This is a genomic window from Corynebacterium sp. HMSC071B10, from assembly GCF_001814825.1.
Lineage (GTDB): Bacteria > Actinomycetota > Actinomycetes > Mycobacteriales > Mycobacteriaceae > Corynebacterium.
Map to the genome: position 1 here is coordinate 139,892 of NZ_KV818004.1, position 15,285 is coordinate 155,176.

The window sequence follows — 15,285 nt, forward strand, 5'->3', positions numbered from 1 at the left end:
GAACTAAGTATGAGCGTTTACAGACCTGAACTGCACGTCACCGCCGAGCGCGGCATCCTCGAAGGTCCGGCGGGCGTGATCCGCGCCGGCGACCGCGAGCACCACGAGTGGCACATGTTCTACCAGTACAAGCTCGACCCCGATGCGGCGAGCGCGTGGGGCCACGAGGTGAGCGAGGGCGACCCGTTTAGCTGGCTCGAATGCAACGACGCGATCGTGCCGGTCGGCGGCGAACTCAACGTGCGCGCCGGCTCCGTCGTCGCCTCGGAGGATTCTGGGGTGGACAACGATGGCAACCAGGCGATCGACCTCTACTTCACCTCCAACACGGCCGCGGGCAACACCATCCAGCGCGCACACGCCGATGACCTGGCAGCAATTTCCGACGAGCTCGACGAAGCCGAGGACGGCAGGCTGCTGCCCGCCGCTGGGGTCAAGCGCCTGGGCGCTGTGGTCCAGGACGACGAGGAGTTCACCAGCTTCCGTTCGCCGTGCGTGGTGCGCGATTGGCGCGAGAGCAAAGACCTCGGAGCCACCCACGTCGGCTGGATCATGCTCGCGGTGACCGGCCCGACCGAGTCGCCGCAGCCGGTGGTACTCACCTCCTCCGACGGGCAGGCCTGGAAGGTCGAAGGCGCGCTGACCTTTGAGGGCGAGTCCGGACTGGATACCACAGGCCGCCTGGTCGCTCCGCGCATCACCCGCCTGCGCGACGAGGTGGACAACGAGATCTACGACGTGCTCTTCCTCACCGTCGAGGGCACCGAGCGCGATCGCGCCGTCTACCTCGTGGGCAAGCTGGAAGGCAACGTGTTCAAGGTGACAAGCCCGGCGGCACCGCTGGACTACGGCCACGACTTCACCCGGCCCCGCAACTCCACGTACACGCTGGAGCCTGCCAACGCTCAGGACCGCTTCGAACGCACCTACTTCTTCGGGTTCATGGCCAAGGCGGGGCGCAACATCGACCCCACCGAGGAGCCGAACTGGTCCTCCGAGGGCTGGGCACGGGCCCTTACCCTGCCGCGCCGCGCCACGCTGCAGCATGGCGTGCTCTACCAGGTGCCCGCCCCCGGCCTGCCGGAGGCGGTGCAGTCCTCGCGCCACGCACTCATGTGGACCGCGCTGTGCGACATCCCGGTCGGCTCGACCGTGGTCGCGGACGTGCTCGACGGCAACGAGGAGCCCGTCGCGGTGATTACGCACAACGGCGAGACGCTCACCGTGGATCGTCTTGATGGCGACCCGGTCGAGGCGAAGGTTAACGAGGACGACGAGGACAACATCACCATCATCGTCGACGGCTCGACCCTCGAGGTCTTCGCCGGTGGCGGCAGCGTGGTGACCTCCTCGCGCATCTGGTCCGAAAGCGGCTACACCGGCATCCGCTCGCGCGTCACGGGTGACGCGGAGATCTTCAACGAGTGGCGCCGCGGCTTCCCCAGCGCCCGCTAGGGACGCAGCTATAAAAGGTAAAAGGGCCAGACCGGGTTTCCCGGCCTGGCCCTTTCTACTGTGTTTAGGCCTTCCGCAGGCGCACCAACTGGCCGCGCGCGGAGACTTCCAGGTGCGAAGGCAGCGTCGCCACGCGCTCCTGCAGCACGTCCGCTTCAATGTGGCGCGCCGAGGGGCTCATGCCCACCTGTGCGGCGATCGCGTCGCGCTCCAAGCGCATCGGGAACTCGATCAGCTGCGGGTCAGCGGCCAGCTCCAGGTGTCCCTGCGCCTGCTCCAGCATCCGCTCAAGCTTGCCCGCCTCGACACCGAGGATGCCGAGCGGCTCGCGCAGCTCGTCCAGGTGGCCCTCGTGCGCCAGCAGCACCACCACTTCCCCACCCGGGGCGAGTACGCGGGCGAACTCTGCTGGGTTGCGGGGCGCGAACACGTCGGTAATCGCGTGGATGCTCTCGTCGCGCACCGGCAGGCCGGCCCACACGTCCGCGACGATCGCGCCGACGCGCGGGTGCGACTTGGCCAGGTGCTTCGCGGCCGGGACCGAAATGTCCAGGCCCACGCCGCGCGCGCCGACGATGCTGTCCAGCGTGTGCGCCAGGTAGTAGCCGGTGCCCGCGCCGACCTCGAGGACGGTCGGGTCAGCCGCAAGCGGGGCGCTGTGTTCGAGCACGTCCTGGACGTGCTCGGTGACCGACTCGACGAAGGGCGCAAAGTGGCCCTGCGCCAGGAAGGCTTCGCGGGAGTTGACCATCTCCAGCGAATCGCCTTCGTGGTTGAGCCCCTTGCCGCTGGCGAGGGTGACGTAGCCCTGTTTGGCCACGTCATAAGAATGCCCCGTTTCCGAGACGAGGCGCGCAAAGTCGTCCTCGCCGCGTAACGGGGAAAGGTCTACCGGGTCCGCAAGCACGTCCACAATGTCTTTGAGCATGTGGAAATCCTACCGTACTTGGCGGCCGTCCCAGCAGTTGTAGGGTGGAGCCTGGCTTATTCGCCTGCCGCCTCGGTGAGAAGGGCACCGAGCTCGGCTGCCTCTTCCTTGCTCATCTCCACGACGAGGCGCCCGCCGCCGTCGGATGGAATGCGCATCACAATCTTGCGGCTCTCTTCTACAGCTTCCATCGGACCGCTACCAGTGCGCGGCTTCATTGCTGCCATGCGTATTCTCTCCTTCAGACTCAACAATGTATGAAGTACATGATACGCGCTTTTGCCCGACGATAGCGTGTTCCTGCAGTATATCCGCAGGTAACTATGCGCGATCCTCAGGTTTGGCGGCAAAACTTTCCGCCTCGGTGGTCGTTGGTGCCTCCCCATCGAAGCCGTCTAAGGTCACGCCCTCGGTCAGCGAGTGCGCCTCAACCCGCTGCGGATTGCGCGCGCCCGTGGCAGTCTCCTCCTGGCCGGTCAGCTGCGCGATGAGCGCGTCGACCTGATCCATCCGGTAGCCACGGTGGACGACCTCCAGCTGGATCTCGCCGAAGTTGCCGTCTTCCACCGCGCGGCGGTTCGCTTCCTTGACGTCGTCGGTCTCCGGCATCGGGGGCAGGGCCTCGCCGCGGCCGAAAATTTTCGCCGACAGCCACATCCCCAGCGTAAAGCAGGCGGCCAGGCAGAGAATCAGGACAATCCAAGAGAGCATGGCCGCTATTCTATCGTCTCAACCCAGGCCGGTCGCTGTGGCACCGCCGTATCCCCCACCCCGGCGCGCTGCATGATCGTCGCGGCGACGACCTCAGCCATCGGCGCAAGCTCTGCCAGCGGGCGGTTGCGGTGTCGGCGGGCACTTAAACGGGCTTCGGTGATGGCGGCGGGGCCGTGGGTCGCGGCGACGTCGATAAGCAGGCCCACTTCGACGCCGTAGCCGGCGACAAACGGGACGCGCAGTGCGGTGTCGCGGCGGATGGCGTACTCGCCGGCGAGTGGCTGGCTGATGTGGCCGAACTGCGGGAAAAGGAGGTGAAGCAGCGGTTTCGCGGTCAGTTCGGTGACGCGGCCACCGCCGGGTCCGCCGTTGAGTTCGCGTCGGTAGGCGGCTTTGACCAGGTGAATGTCGGGCGAGGCGAAGGGGGCGGCGAGTGCATCGACCCATGCGGGCTGGATGGAGGTGACGTCGGCGTCGATAAAGACCACGACTTCGCCGCGGGCGGCGCGCACCCCGCGCCACAGGGCCTCGCCCTTGCCCGGGCGGGGCGGCAGGGGGCCGACGTCGCGCCAGTTGACCACGCGGGCCCCGGCGGCGGCTGCGCGCGCCGCGGTGGCGTCGGTGGAATCCGAGTCGATGACGAGCACCTCGCCCGCCTGCGCGACGCACTCGCTGCGCAGGCACGTCTGCACGACGTCGCCGACTGTGGCTTCCTCGTTGAGCGCCGGGATGACCACACTGACCTTGTACTCGGTCACGCGAGCCCCCGCACTGTGTTTAGCGGCGGCACCGTACCCTGGATCGCCGCGGTCATGCGCAGCACATCGACGGTTTCCGCAACGTTGTGAACGCGGAACGCAGCCACCCCGCGCGCCGCCGCCCACGCGGTCGCAGCGAGTGTGCCCGCAACCCGCTCGGCGGGGTCGGCGCGCCCGACGGTCTCGCCGACGAAGTCCTTGTTCGACAGCGCCATGAGCACCGGCCAGCCGGTAGCGACGAGTTCGTCGATGCGGCGCAGAATTTCCAGCCCGTGGAAGGTGTTCTTGCCAAAGTCGTGAGTCGGGTCGACAAAGACCTTGTCAGCGGGCACCCCGCAGTCCACGGCGCGTTCGGCCAGCTCGGTCGTCTCCCGGATCACGTCTGCGACCACGTCGTCAAAGTGCACGCGATGCGGGCGGGTGCGCGGCACTACCCCGCCAGTGTGCGAGCAGACGTAGCCCACGCCGTGGGCACCGGCGACCTCCACGAGCTCGGGGTCCCAGCCAGCCCACGTGTCGTTGATCAGGTCCGCGCCCGCGTTGATCGCGGCCTCCGCCACGCCCGCGCGCCACGTATCCACGCTGATTGATACTTCCGGGTGCCGGGCCCGCACCTCGGCGATGAGTGGGACGACGCGGCCGATCTCCTCGCGCGCGTCGACGTCGTCGCCGGGGCCAGCCTTGACCCCGCCGACGTCGACAATGCTCGCGCCCGCCGCAATCACGGCATCGGCGCGCTCAGCGGCCTTCTCGATGGCAAAGGTCGCGCCCTTGTCGTAGAAAGAATCGGGCGTGCGGTTGACAATCGCCATCACCTGCGCGAGGCCAGTGGCGCTATTTCTCGCCATGGAGGTCCTGCTGCGTGCCGAGGCGCTCGTCGGTCATGACCTTATGCTTTTCGACAATATGCGCCACCGCCTCCTCCACCGAGTCGGTGACCAGGAACAGCTTCTCGTCACCAGGCGAAATGAGCCCGCGCGCAAGCTGCTGATCCACCATCCAATCCACCAGGCCGGACCAGAACTCGGTGCCGATGAGCACGATCGGGAAGTTGGTTACCTTCTTGGTCTGCACCATGCACAGCACCTCGAAGACCTCGTCCATCGTGCCGAAGCCGCCAGGCAGCGCGATGAACGCCTGCGAGTACTTCAGGAACATGGTTTTGCGCGCAAAGAAGTAGCGGAAGTTCAGGCCCAGATCGACCCAGTCGTTCAGCCCCTGTTCGAAGGGCAGCTCGATGCCCAGGCCCACCGAGATCCCGTCGGCGTTGTGGGCGCCGCGGTTGGGCCCCTCCATCAGGCCGGGCCCGCCGCCGGTGATCACGGCGTAACCGGCCTCCACCAGCGCTTTGCCCACGTCGTAGGACTGCTGGTACTCCGGGGTGCCCTCGCCGAGCCGGGCGGAGCCGAAGACCGTCACGGCCTTCGGCAGCTCGCTCAGCGCGTCGAAACCGGCGACGAACTCGGACTGGATGCGCATGACCCTCCACGGGTCGGCGTGCTTCCAGTCGTGGTCGGTCGAGCCCAGCGACTCGAGCAGCCGCCGGTCGTGGGTGGAGGCCTGCTGCTTCTCATCGCTACGCAGCATCATGGGGCCGCGCAGTTTACGGTCGCGGTCGGGGCGGGGGAAATTCAACGGTGCCATGTCTTTTTCTTGTTCGGTACTGCGGATACGGGAACGCTTTAGTCGGCGACAGCGAGGTAGTCCATCAGCTGCTCGGCTACCTCGCGGATCTGGCCTACCGGGCACTGCTCGTCCTTCTTGTGCGCGTACCCGGGGTCGCCTGGGCCGAAGTTCACGGCCGGAACACCCAGGTTAGAGAACCTGGACACATCCGTCCATCCGAACTTTGCGCGGAAGTTCCCGCCGACAGCCTTGACCAGGTTGGCCGCCACCGGGTCATCCAGGCCCGGCAGCGCGCCCGGCGCGACATCGTCGTACGTCAGCGTGAGTCCTTCCTCCAGCGCAAGCGCCTCCTCCAGGTGCGCCTTGGCCTCCTCCACGGAACGGTCCGGGGCGTAGCGGAAGTTGATCACCAGCCGCGCCTCATCCGGGATGGTGTTGGTGGCCACGAAGCCTTCCAGCCCGACGACGTTGAGGCCCTCCCGGTACTCGCAGCCCGCGATCGTCACTGCCCGCGGCGTGTACGCAGCGACGCGGGAGAGCACCCCGGCCAGGTCGTGGGCGGCGTTATGCCCCAGCCAGGAGCGCGCGGAGTGCGCGCGTGTGCCGTGCGCGTCGACAAACACGCGGATGGTGCCCTGGCAGCCGGCCTCGATAATGCCGCCGGAGGGCTCCCCGAGCAGTGCAATATCGCCGGCGAGGAGCTCCGGGTGGTCGCGCTCGAGGTGGTAGAGCCCGTTGTATTCCTGGGCGACCTCCTCGCCCTCGTAAGCAATCAGCGTGAGGTCGAACGCGGCCGGACCGTCTGCGCCCTGGCTGGCCAGGCGCGCGAAAGCGCCGAGGTAGCAGGCCATACCGCTTTTCATATCCACCGCGCCGCAACCAAACAGCGTGTCACCCTCGAAGCGGTGCGGGGTGTTATCCGCCAGTGGCACAGTGTCGATGTGCCCGGCGAGCACCACGCGCTGCTCACGCCCAAAGTGCGTGCGCGCCACCACCGTGTGCCCGAAGCGCTGCACCTCCACACCCTCAAGCGCGTTGAGCGCTTCCTCGACGGCATCGGCGATCTCGCCTTCGTGGTGCGAGGGCGACTCGATGTCAATGAGCGCGGCGGTTAGATCTACTGGGTCTGCGAAAAGGTTGAGCGTAGTCACACCGTTCATCCTACGGGGGCATGAAGCCCTTAAGATGGGCGATATGCCCATAGGAGCCGAAGCAACCGGAATCGCCAACATTGCCATGGATGGCACGGTCTTGGATACGTGGTACCCGAGCCCCGCGCTTATCGACGTCGCCACGCACGACCCCGCCCCCACCGCCCGCAGCGAGCGCGTCGGCGCGCACAAGCTCTCCGACCGCTTCTTAAACCTCGTCGGCCTCGACCGCGACCGCCTCGTCGAGCAGGTGCCCATCCACACCTACATCCCCGACCTCGCCCAGCCACCGGTCGACGCCCACGACGTCTACCTGCGCCTGCACCTGCTCTCCCACCGGCTGGTCAAGCCGCTCGAGATCAACATGGACCACTGCCTCGAGCACCTCGTGCCCGTGGTGTGGACGAACAAGGGGCCGTGCTTAAGCGACAACTTCGAGTTCGTGCGCACCAACCTGCGCTCCCGCGGCACCATCCACGTCTGGGGCATCGAGCGCCTACCGCGCATGGTGGACTACGTCGTCCCCACCGGCGTGTCCATCGCCCAGGCCGAGCGCGTACGCCTGGGTGCCTACCTCGCGCCGGGCACCTCCGTGCTGCGCGAAGGCTACGTCTCCTACAACGCGGGCACGCTCGGCCCAGCAAGGATCGAGGGGCGGCTCTCCTCGGCCGTGGTGGTCGGCGAGGGCTCGAACATTTCGCTCTCGGCGGTGCTCATGGCTTCCCACTCGGGCGAGCGAGATCGGGCGCCGATGCGCGTCGGTAAGCACTGCACGATGCACCCCTCCTCCGGGCTTTTCGGCGTGGATCTGGGTGATAACTGCACCGTCGGCGTCAACGTCATGCTGGAAAGCGAGTCCGTGGTCTACGACGCGCGGACTGACCGCGAGATCCCGGCCCGCGAAATCTCCGGGCAGAGCAACCTGTCGATCAAGCGCGAGGCCTTCTCCAACTGCCCCGTTGTGCGCGAGCAGCAACCAGTGGATTAGCATTCAGCCGGCGAGCTGGGGTGACGTGGGCCTCATGAAGGCCCGGCGGAAGGCGACGGTTTAGAGTAAGACCATGTCTTCACAGGATTCCCAGGGGGCGGCGCCGGTCATCGCGCCAACTTCGGCCTCCGTCTCGCTCAAGCGGGGCCTGAAAACCCGCCACCTGACCATGATGGGGCTCGGCTCCGCGATCGGCGCCGGGCTCTTCCTCGGCACCGGCGTGGGCATTGCCGCCGCAGGCCCCGCCGTCCTTATCGCCTACCTGATTGCGGGCGCGATCACCGTGTGCATCATGCAGATGCTCGCCGAGATGGTCGCCGCGCGCCCCTCGTCCGGCACCTTCTCCACCTACGCCGAGCAGGCCTTCGGCCCCTGGGCGGGCTTTGCCATCGGCTGGCTCTATTGGTTCATGATGATCATGATCATGGCGGTAGAGATCACCGGCGCATCCGCCATCATCGCCGCGTGGTTCAGCATCTCCCCGTGGATCCCGGCGCTGATCGCCATCGTGGCCTTCACCGCGATCAACTTCGCCGCAGTGAAGAACTTCGGCGAGTTCGAATTCTGGTTCGCGCTGATCAAGGTCGCCGTCATCATCGCTTTCCTCGTGCTCGGCGTCGCGCTGTGGCTGGGGCTGCTCCCGGGTACGAGCTTCGTCGGGATGAGCAACATCGCCGAGGTCGGCTTCATGCCCAATGGCTGGGGTGGCGTGGCCACCGCGATGCTTGCCGTCGCCTTCGCCTTCGGCGGCATCGAGCTGGTCACCATCGCCGCCGCCGAATCCGAGGATCCTGAGGTTGCCGTCCACGCGGCGATCCGCTCGATCATCTGGCGCATCGGCATCTTCTACATCGGCTCCGTGCTGCTCATCGTCATGCTGCTGCCCTTTGGTCAGATCGGCGGCGCCGACGACGCCTCCGAATCCCCCTTTACCGCCGTGCTGCACCTAGCCAACATCCCGGGCGCGGTCGGCATCATGGAGGCCGTCATCGTGGTGGCACTTCTGTCCGCGTGCAATACGCAGATCTACGGCTCCTCGCGCTTCCTGCACAACCTGGCGCTGCGTGCCGACGCCCCGCAGACGTTTGCCGAAACCGATTCCCGCGGCGTGCCCATGCGCGCCGTGATCGTCTCGGTCTTCTTCGGTTTTGTCGCCGTCGCGCTGCAGTACTGGAACCCGCCAGGCCTGCTCGCCTTCCTGCTCAACGCCGTGGGCGGCTGCCTGATCGTCATCTGGTTCGCCATTAGCTTCTCCTTTATCCGCCTGCACCCGCGCTTGGCTGCTTCCGGCGAGCTCACCCACGTGCGCATGTGGGCACCCGGCGTGCTGCCGTGGGCGACTATCGCGCTTGCCGCGGCGCTCGTCCTGCTCATGCTCACCACACCCGACGGTCGCACGCAGCTCATCGCCGTCGCCGTCGTCGTCGGCATCGCGGTCATCGCCGGTGTGCTGTGGACGCGCACCGACGCCTTCAGTACTCGCGCCGCGCAAGCCGCAGAAAGGAACATTCGATGACCACTGCCACCGCAGACTCAGAGCTCGGTACTGGACTCAAATCCCGCCACCTCACCCTGATGGGGCTGGGCATGGCGGTCGGCGCCGGCCTCTTCCTCGGCGTGGGCGAAGGCATCCGCGCCGCGGGCCCGGCCATCCTGGTGGCCTACTTCATCGCCGGGCTCATCGTCATCGCCGTGATGCGCATGCTCGGCGAGATGGCCGCCACCCGCCCCTCGTCCGGCTCCTTCGCCACCTACGGCCGCCAGGCCTTCGGCCACTGGGCGGGCTTCCTTTTAGGCTGGCTCTATTGGTTCTTGCTCATCATGGTCGGCGGCGCGGAGATCACTGGTGCCGCAGCGATTATGGCCGGCTGGTTCGATATCCCGCAGTGGATCCCGGCACTGGCGGCAGTCGTCTTCTTCGCCGTGGTCAACCTCGCGCAGGTCAAGGGCTTCGGCGAGTTTGAGTACTGGTTCGCCATGATCAAGATCGTGGTGATCATGGGCTTTTGGTCATCGGCGCCGCGCTGTTCCTGGGGCTGCTGCCCGGCCACGACTTCATCGGCCTGACTCACGTGCAAGAATCCGGCTTCGCCCCCAACGGCATCCCGGGCATCGCCGCTGGCCTGCTCGCCGTTGCCTTCGCTTTCGGCGGCATCGAGGTCGTCACGATCGCCGCCGCGGAGTCCGAAAACCCGGCCCAGGCGGTGAAGAACGCGGTCAACTCGATCATCTGGCGCATCGCGCTGTTCTACGTCGGTTCCGTCGTCGTGATTATCCTCCTGCTCCCCTACGCGCAGATCGACGCCGCCGACTCCGCCGCCGACTCGCCGTTCACCCAGGTGCTCGAAATGGCGAACCTGCCGGGCGTGGTCGGCTTCATGGAAGTCGTCATCGTGCTCGCGCTGCTCTCCGCGTTCAACGCGCAGATCTTCGGCACCTCGCGGCTGGCCTACCAGCAGGCGCTCGAGGGCGACGCGCCCAGGTGGCTGGCCAAAACCAACGCCAACGGCGTGCCGACCAACTCCGTGCTCGTCTCCATGTTCTTCGCGTTCGTCGCCGTGGGCCTGCAATGGTGGAACCCGCCAGGGCTGCTCAGCTTCCTCATGAACGCCGTCGGCGGCTGCCTGATCGTCACCTGGATCATGATCACGCTGAGCTACATCCGCCTGCGCCCGGAGATGCGCGCCGGCGAGGGCCACTCGGCCGTCGAGGTCCAGGGCGGCATGTTCGTGCCGTGGGCCACCCTCGTCGCGCTGCTTGCGCTCGTGGGGCTCATGCTTATCGACGCCTCCGCCCGCGGCCAGATCCTCGCCGTTTTCATCGTTTCCGCAGCACTTGTTGTCGCGTCCCTGTTCACTCGGGGCAAGGCACCAGTAACCGCGCAGGATGATCTAAGCTAGCAGGCATGACTTCAGCGATTGCACGTGGAATTGCCACGGTTACTCATGACGGCACTGTCCTCGATGTCTGGTACCCCGCCCCGAAGCTGGGCGAGGCGGTCTCTGCAAGCGGCACGACCCGCTTGGAAGAGGCCGACGCCCGCTTCGCCCACCTCGTCGGCCCCGACGAGGAGCGCGGCGTCGCGCGTATCCCGGTTGAGACTGCGATCGCTGATATTTCCGAGCCCGCGATCGACGCCTACGACGTCTACCTGCGCCTCCACCTGCTCTCCCACCGCCTGATCAAGCCCCACGGCGCGAACATGGACGGCGTCTTCGGTCTGCTGGCAAACGTCGTGTGGACCAACTACGGACCCTGCGAGGTCTCCGACTTCCAGATGACGCGCGGCCGCCTCGCCGCCCGCGGCCCGGTCATCGTGTACTCCGTGGACAAGTTCCCCCGCATGGTCGACTACGTCGTCCCCTCCGGCGTGCGCATCGGCGACGCGGACCGCATCCGTCTCGGTGCCCACCTCGCGGAGGGCACCACCGTGATGCACGAGGGCTTCGTGAACTTCAACGCCGGCACCCTGGGTGCCTCCATGGTCGAGGGCCGCATCTCCGCCGGCGTGACTGTGGGCGACGGCACCGACATCGGCGGCGGCGCCTCCATCATGGGCACCCTGTCAGGCGGCGGCAAGGAGACCATCACCCTGGGCGAGCGCTGCCTGCTCGGCGCGAACGCGGGCATTGGCATCTCGCTTGGCGACGACTGCGTGGTCGAAGCCGGCCTCTACGTCACCGCCGGTGCCAAGGTGGTACTCACCGCCGAGGTCGCCGAGGCGCTCGGCAAGGAAGCAGGCACCGAGATCAAGGCGCTGGAGCTCTCCGGTGCGAACGGCCTGCAGTTCCGTCGCAACTCCACCTCCGGCGCGATCGAGGTCGTGGCAGCCAAGGGTATCGAGCTCAACGAAGCCCTGCATGCCAACTAGCGCTTCCTGGTGGCCGCCGCGCGACGACGTACTCGTCGACGGCGGCCTTACCCTTGTGCCGTGGTCTGCTGTCCGCACCATCCCGGGTGTGCGTGACGACCTTTTCGCCGCGTCTACCGATGACCGCATGGTTGCGTGGACCACCGTCCCCTCCCCGTTCACTGAGGAAATGCTCGACGACTTCCTCGGGAGCGTTCCGGATGGCGTGTTTCGCTGGGCGCTGGTGGTTAACGCCCGCTACGCGGGGAACATCGAGCTGCGCCTCGAACCAGATGGCGCAGCGAACTTCGGGTATAACACTGCCCCGTGGGCACGCGGGCGCGGATTGATGACGCGCGCGGTGCGCCTTGTGACCGACCATGCCCTCGCTCGCGGGGCCGAAACCCTCAAGATCGAAATGCTCCCGGGCAACTCCGCCTCTCGCCACGTCGCGGAAAGCAACGGCTACTCCTTCGCAGGTCAGCACGGTCGCCACGTGCAATACCGCAGGTCACGCAGGTGAGATCTCCTTCGGCTTCCTAAAAGCCCAGACCTTGTTGATGATGAAGTTCACCGGCGTGGCGATCAGCGTGGAAAGCCCCTGCGCCCAATAGGACTTGGTGCGCAGGCCCGTCGAGTCGTCCAGCAGGTGATCCGGCAGGGCGATCGGCGAGTTCGGGTTCATAAACAGCGTCATAAACGTCAGCGAGACCGCAAACGCGATGCCGCCAGTGGCCAAGAACGGGAAGAAACCCGCGAACCAGTTGCGCTGCTCGAGTTTGCGGAACGTCCAGGAACGGTTGAGCTGGTAGTTCCAGATATTGGCCACCACGAACGCGATGGTGGACAGCGCGTGGTACCAGCGCACGTTAAAGCGGGTGCCGGGGATGCTTACGAGCGCATCCGCCTCATGGAGGTCCCAGCCCGCCTCCAGCGCCTTCTTGGCCAGGTAGAACACGAGCAGGTTGACCACCACGCCGGAGCCGCCAACCACGCCGAACTTGAAAAATTCGCGCAGTCCGGTGGCCAGCCGCGCCGCGCGGCCTGGATCCGAGTCGTGCACGCACGCCTCCTTCTTGGAAAAACTAACCTGCCTAGTCTAGTACGCGGTCAGCCGTGGAAGGAAAACGGAGTTTTACGCCGAAAGGCGTGCGACAGCGACGTCGATGCGTTCGTCGGTCGCGGTCAGCCCGATGCGCACGTGCCCGGCTCCCGCCGGGCCGTAGAAGTCGCCCGGGGCCGCGAGGATGCCGCGCTCGGCGAGCCAGTCCAGTGTCTCGCGGGCATCCATCCCCTCGCGGCGCGACCACAGATACAGGCCAGCCTCGGAGTGGTCGACTGCAAAGCCGCTGTCCACCAGCGCCTTCAAAAGCTTCGCGCGGCGGGCGGCGTAGGTACTTGCCTGGAGTTTCTCGTGGGCGTCGTCGACAAGCGCGGCGCGCATGGCGTGCTGAACGGGGCCCGGGACCATGAGGCCGGAGTGCTTGCGCACGAACAGCAGCTCCTGGACCAGCTCCGTGTCGCCGGCGATCCAGCCCGCGCGGTAGGACGCGAGGTTCGAGGTCTTCGACAGCGAGTGGAGCGCGAGCAGGTTGGTCATGTCCTCGCCGCACACGCGCGGGTCGAGGATGCTCACCGGCTCGGCCGACCAGGGCAGGCCGAGGTAGCACTCGTCGGAGGCGATGATCGCGCCCGTGTCGCGGGAAAACTCGACCCACGCGCGCATCTCCTCGGCGCTTAGGACCTTGCCCGAGGGGTTCGACGGCGAGTTGATGAATACCAGCGCCGCCCCGTCGACGGGAGAATCCGAGCGCACCGGCTCAGCCCCGGCGAGCAGCGCGCCGACCTCGTAGGTGGGGTACGCAAGCTCCGGAATGACCACTTTTTGGCCGGCTAGCCCCAAAAGCGTGGGCAGCCACGCGATGGCCTCTTTCGTGCCGATGACCGGCAGCACCGAGCGCTCGTCGAGCCCGGTGACCGCAAAGCGACGCGCCATCGCGCTCACGATCGCCTCACGCAGCTCCGGCGTGCCCACGGTCTGCGGGTAGCCGGGCTCGGCGGCGTGCTCGACGAGTGCGAGCTGGATCGACGGGGCGACCTCGTCGACAGGCGTGCCGACCGAGAGGTCGATGATCCCGTCCGGGTGCGCGGCCGCCTTTGCCTTCACATCCGCGATCGTGTCCCACGGGAACTCCGGCAGGCGTGAGCCGAGGGGCTGGCGCTTGGGATTCACCGGCATGATCCTAGTCCTGGTTCTGCGGCGGCAGGGCCTCGACAAACGGGTGGTCGTAGCCGGTCGGGCCAGTCTTGGTCGCGCCGCCCGGGGAGCCCAGCTTGTCAAAGAAGCCGACGTTGGCGTCGTAGTACTCGGCCCACTCGTCCGGGGTGTCGTCCTCGTAGAAGATGGCCTCGACCGGGCAAGCCGGCTCGCAGGCGCCGCAGTCGACGCACTCGTCCGGGTGGATGTAGAGCATGCGCTTGCCTTCGTAGATGCAGTCGACGGGGCACTCCTCGACGCAGCTGCGATCCAGCACGTCCACGCATGGTTGAGCAATCACGTAAGTCATGTCGTCCAGTATGTCACTTCGCCCGAAACATCGGCCAAACGCCACCCATTATTCCGGCTAGCAGCAGGAGCAACGTCAGAATATTATCTGGCACAAGGTGTGGGCCTGCGAGCGGGAGCACGAACATGAGCGCGAAAAACCCCAGCGTCCACACCGCAAGCGGCACACAGGACACCCAAAGCACGCCGCGCGACCACAGCCGCGCCGTCTTCGTCAGCACCATGTTGAAGCCGAAGGCGAGCAGGATGGTCAGCGGCATCGGCACGCTACCCACGTAGGCGCCGAGGTAGACCACCTCCAGCAGCAGGGAGATCAGCGCGCCAAAGCTCAGCCACACCATCGCCCCTACTGCCTCGCCGCGCGTGAAGGTATCGCGCACCACCGGCTCGCTCACCGCGTGATCCCTCCGAGCAGCCCGGCTGCCGGGTCGTCGATGGGCACGCCAGCGCCGAGCTGGAAGTGCTCGTAGGGCTGGATCGGCTGCACGATCAGATTCGACAGCGCGTAGTAGACCACCGGGCCGGACGCGATCACCGCGTGCGGGTTCGTGGCACTTGTGCGCCCGTCAGCGATCCACAGTTGCGTGGCGTGCGCCCGCATCGCCGCGACCTTGGCGCTGTAGGCGTGCTCGGACAGCCGGATCGCGATATCCGAGTGTGCCACCCCGTCGAGCTCGCCCTCCTCCGGCAGCCGCCAGCCCTCCGGCGCTTCCTCCGGCAACAGCGCCGCGGTCTCCTCCGCCAAGCGCACCGACCACAGAATGCGCGGCACACCGACACGCTCAGCCGCCGCGTGCGTGATCTCGTGCGCCCGAATGTGGTCCGGGTGCCCGTACCCGCCGTCAGGGTCGTAGGTCAGCACCAGGTGCGGCCGCTCCGCAGCCATGAGCTCCGCAAGCTTATCGACGCTCCCCTGCCCCCCACGCACGAACGCCCGCGGATGCTCATGCGCCGCCGAGCCCGCCATCCCACTGTCGCGGTAGCAGCCCGCCCCGCCCAAGAAGGCGCCGCGCGCGCCGATCGCGGCCAAAGACTCAGCCAGCTCGCGGATGCGGAAGCCGCCTAGTTGGTCGGCATGGTCGACGGTGAGCTGTTGGTAGGGCTCGCCGATGACCTCGCCCTCCTCGCCAAGCGTGCAGGTCACCACCAGCACGTCGGCACCGCGGGCGACCAGATCGGCCAGCGACCCGCCCATGGTGATCGCCTCATCGTCCGGGTGCGCATGCACCGCCATCACGCGGTAGCCCAC

Annotated in this window: 17 protein-coding genes and 1 pseudogene; 6 read left to right on the top strand and 12 right to left on the bottom strand. The window is 66.9% G+C overall.

What is annotated here, in order from left to right; translation table 11 throughout:
* Positions 1-9 precede the first annotated feature (9 nt).
* A complete protein-coding gene (locus HMPREF2990_RS05420; RefSeq protein ID WP_070763032.1) occupies positions 10-1,455 on the top strand; it encodes a GH32 C-terminal domain-containing protein in 1,446 nt (481 codons plus the stop codon).
* A gap of 64 nt (positions 1,456-1,519) precedes the next feature.
* Here the strand turns inward: HMPREF2990_RS05420 and HMPREF2990_RS05425 are convergent, their stop codons facing one another.
* The 7 genes from HMPREF2990_RS05425 to dapE form a co-directional block, all read right to left on the bottom strand.
* On the bottom strand, positions 1,520-2,383 hold the full coding sequence (locus HMPREF2990_RS05425) for a methyltransferase domain-containing protein (protein WP_070763034.1): 864 nt from the start codon (positions 2,381-2,383) through the stop codon (positions 1,520-1,522).
* A gap of 56 nt (positions 2,384-2,439) precedes the next feature.
* Complete coding sequence (locus tag HMPREF2990_RS05430; protein ID WP_070763036.1) at positions 2,440-2,610, bottom strand: DUF3117 domain-containing protein; 171 nt, start codon at positions 2,608-2,610, stop codon at positions 2,440-2,442.
* A gap of 94 nt (positions 2,611-2,704) precedes the next feature.
* Positions 2,705-3,094, bottom strand: a complete 390-nt coding sequence (locus HMPREF2990_RS13110) for a hypothetical protein (protein ID WP_070763038.1) — start codon at positions 3,092-3,094, stop codon at positions 2,705-2,707.
* Positions 3,095-3,099: 5 nt separating this feature from the next.
* Positions 3,100-3,855, bottom strand: coding sequence for a glucosyl-3-phosphoglycerate synthase (locus tag HMPREF2990_RS05440; protein ID WP_070763040.1), 756 nt, complete (start codon positions 3,853-3,855; stop codon positions 3,100-3,102).
* A complete protein-coding gene (gene folP, locus HMPREF2990_RS05445) occupies positions 3,852-4,703 on the bottom strand; it encodes a dihydropteroate synthase (RefSeq protein ID WP_246817452.1) in 852 nt (283 codons plus the stop codon). The genes HMPREF2990_RS05440 and folP overlap by 4 nt, the downstream gene beginning before the upstream one ends.
* Positions 4,690-5,499 carry an LOG family protein gene (locus HMPREF2990_RS05450; protein WP_070763044.1) on the bottom strand — a complete coding sequence of 270 codons (810 nt, stop codon included), beginning with the start codon at positions 5,497-5,499 and terminating at the stop codon, positions 4,690-4,692. The genes folP and HMPREF2990_RS05450 overlap by 14 nt, the downstream gene beginning before the upstream one ends.
* Positions 5,500-5,537: 38 nt before the next feature.
* A complete protein-coding gene (dapE, locus tag HMPREF2990_RS05455) occupies positions 5,538-6,641 on the bottom strand; it encodes a succinyl-diaminopimelate desuccinylase (protein WP_070763046.1) in 1,104 nt (367 codons plus the stop codon).
* A gap of 34 nt (positions 6,642-6,675) precedes the next feature.
* Between dapE and HMPREF2990_RS05460 the strand changes: the two genes are divergently transcribed.
* From HMPREF2990_RS05460 to HMPREF2990_RS05480, 5 genes and pseudogenes are all read left to right on the top strand, one after another.
* Positions 6,676-7,620 carry a 2,3,4,5-tetrahydropyridine-2,6-dicarboxylate N-succinyltransferase gene (locus HMPREF2990_RS05460; RefSeq protein WP_141757807.1) on the top strand — a complete coding sequence of 315 codons (945 nt, stop codon included), beginning with the start codon at positions 6,676-6,678 and terminating at the stop codon, positions 7,618-7,620.
* 73 nt (positions 7,621-7,693) lie between these two features.
* The gene (locus HMPREF2990_RS05465; RefSeq protein ID WP_083317025.1) at positions 7,694-9,136 is read left to right on the top strand and encodes an amino acid permease; all 1,443 of its coding nucleotides are present in this window, start codon (positions 7,694-7,696) and stop codon (positions 9,134-9,136) included.
* Positions 9,133-10,520: pseudogene (locus HMPREF2990_RS05470) on the top strand (amino acid permease). Before HMPREF2990_RS05465 ends, HMPREF2990_RS05470 begins: the two are co-directional and overlap by 4 nt.
* Before the next feature lie 5 nt (positions 10,521-10,525).
* Entirely contained in the window at positions 10,526-11,491 is a 966-nt protein-coding gene (gene dapD / locus HMPREF2990_RS05475) for a 2,3,4,5-tetrahydropyridine-2,6-dicarboxylate N-succinyltransferase (RefSeq protein ID WP_070763050.1), read from the top strand.
* The gene (locus HMPREF2990_RS05480) at positions 11,481-11,993 is read left to right on the top strand and encodes a GNAT family N-acetyltransferase (RefSeq protein ID WP_070763052.1); all 513 of its coding nucleotides are present in this window, start codon (positions 11,481-11,483) and stop codon (positions 11,991-11,993) included. Before dapD ends, HMPREF2990_RS05480 begins: the two co-directional genes overlap by 11 nt.
* Here the strand turns inward: HMPREF2990_RS05480 and HMPREF2990_RS05485 are convergent.
* The 5 genes from HMPREF2990_RS05485 to mshB all read right to left on the bottom strand — a co-directional run bounded on the left by HMPREF2990_RS05485 (position 11,982) and on the right by mshB (position 15,270).
* A complete protein-coding gene (locus HMPREF2990_RS05485) occupies positions 11,982-12,533 on the bottom strand; it encodes a GtrA family protein (RefSeq protein WP_070763053.1) in 552 nt (183 codons plus the stop codon). The two genes, HMPREF2990_RS05480 and HMPREF2990_RS05485, sit on opposite strands and share 12 nt — an antisense overlap.
* Positions 12,534-12,605: 72 nt before the next feature.
* Complete coding sequence (gene dapC, locus HMPREF2990_RS05490) at positions 12,606-13,709, bottom strand: succinyldiaminopimelate transaminase (protein WP_070763055.1); 1,104 nt, start codon at positions 13,707-13,709, stop codon at positions 12,606-12,608.
* A gap of 4 nt (positions 13,710-13,713) precedes the next feature.
* Positions 13,714-14,037, bottom strand: a complete 324-nt coding sequence (gene fdxA, locus HMPREF2990_RS05495) for a ferredoxin (protein WP_038589688.1) — start codon at positions 14,035-14,037, stop codon at positions 13,714-13,716.
* 13 nt (positions 14,038-14,050) lie between these two features.
* Positions 14,051-14,431 (bottom strand): hypothetical protein, encoded by a 381-nt coding sequence (locus tag HMPREF2990_RS05500; RefSeq protein WP_070763057.1) that lies wholly within the window; start codon positions 14,429-14,431, stop codon positions 14,051-14,053.
* A complete protein-coding gene (gene mshB, locus HMPREF2990_RS05505; RefSeq protein ID WP_070763162.1) occupies positions 14,428-15,270 on the bottom strand; it encodes an N-acetyl-1-D-myo-inositol-2-amino-2-deoxy-alpha-D-glucopyranoside deacetylase in 843 nt (280 codons plus the stop codon). Before mshB ends, HMPREF2990_RS05500 begins: the two co-directional genes overlap by 4 nt.
* Positions 15,271-15,285 lie beyond the last annotated feature (15 nt).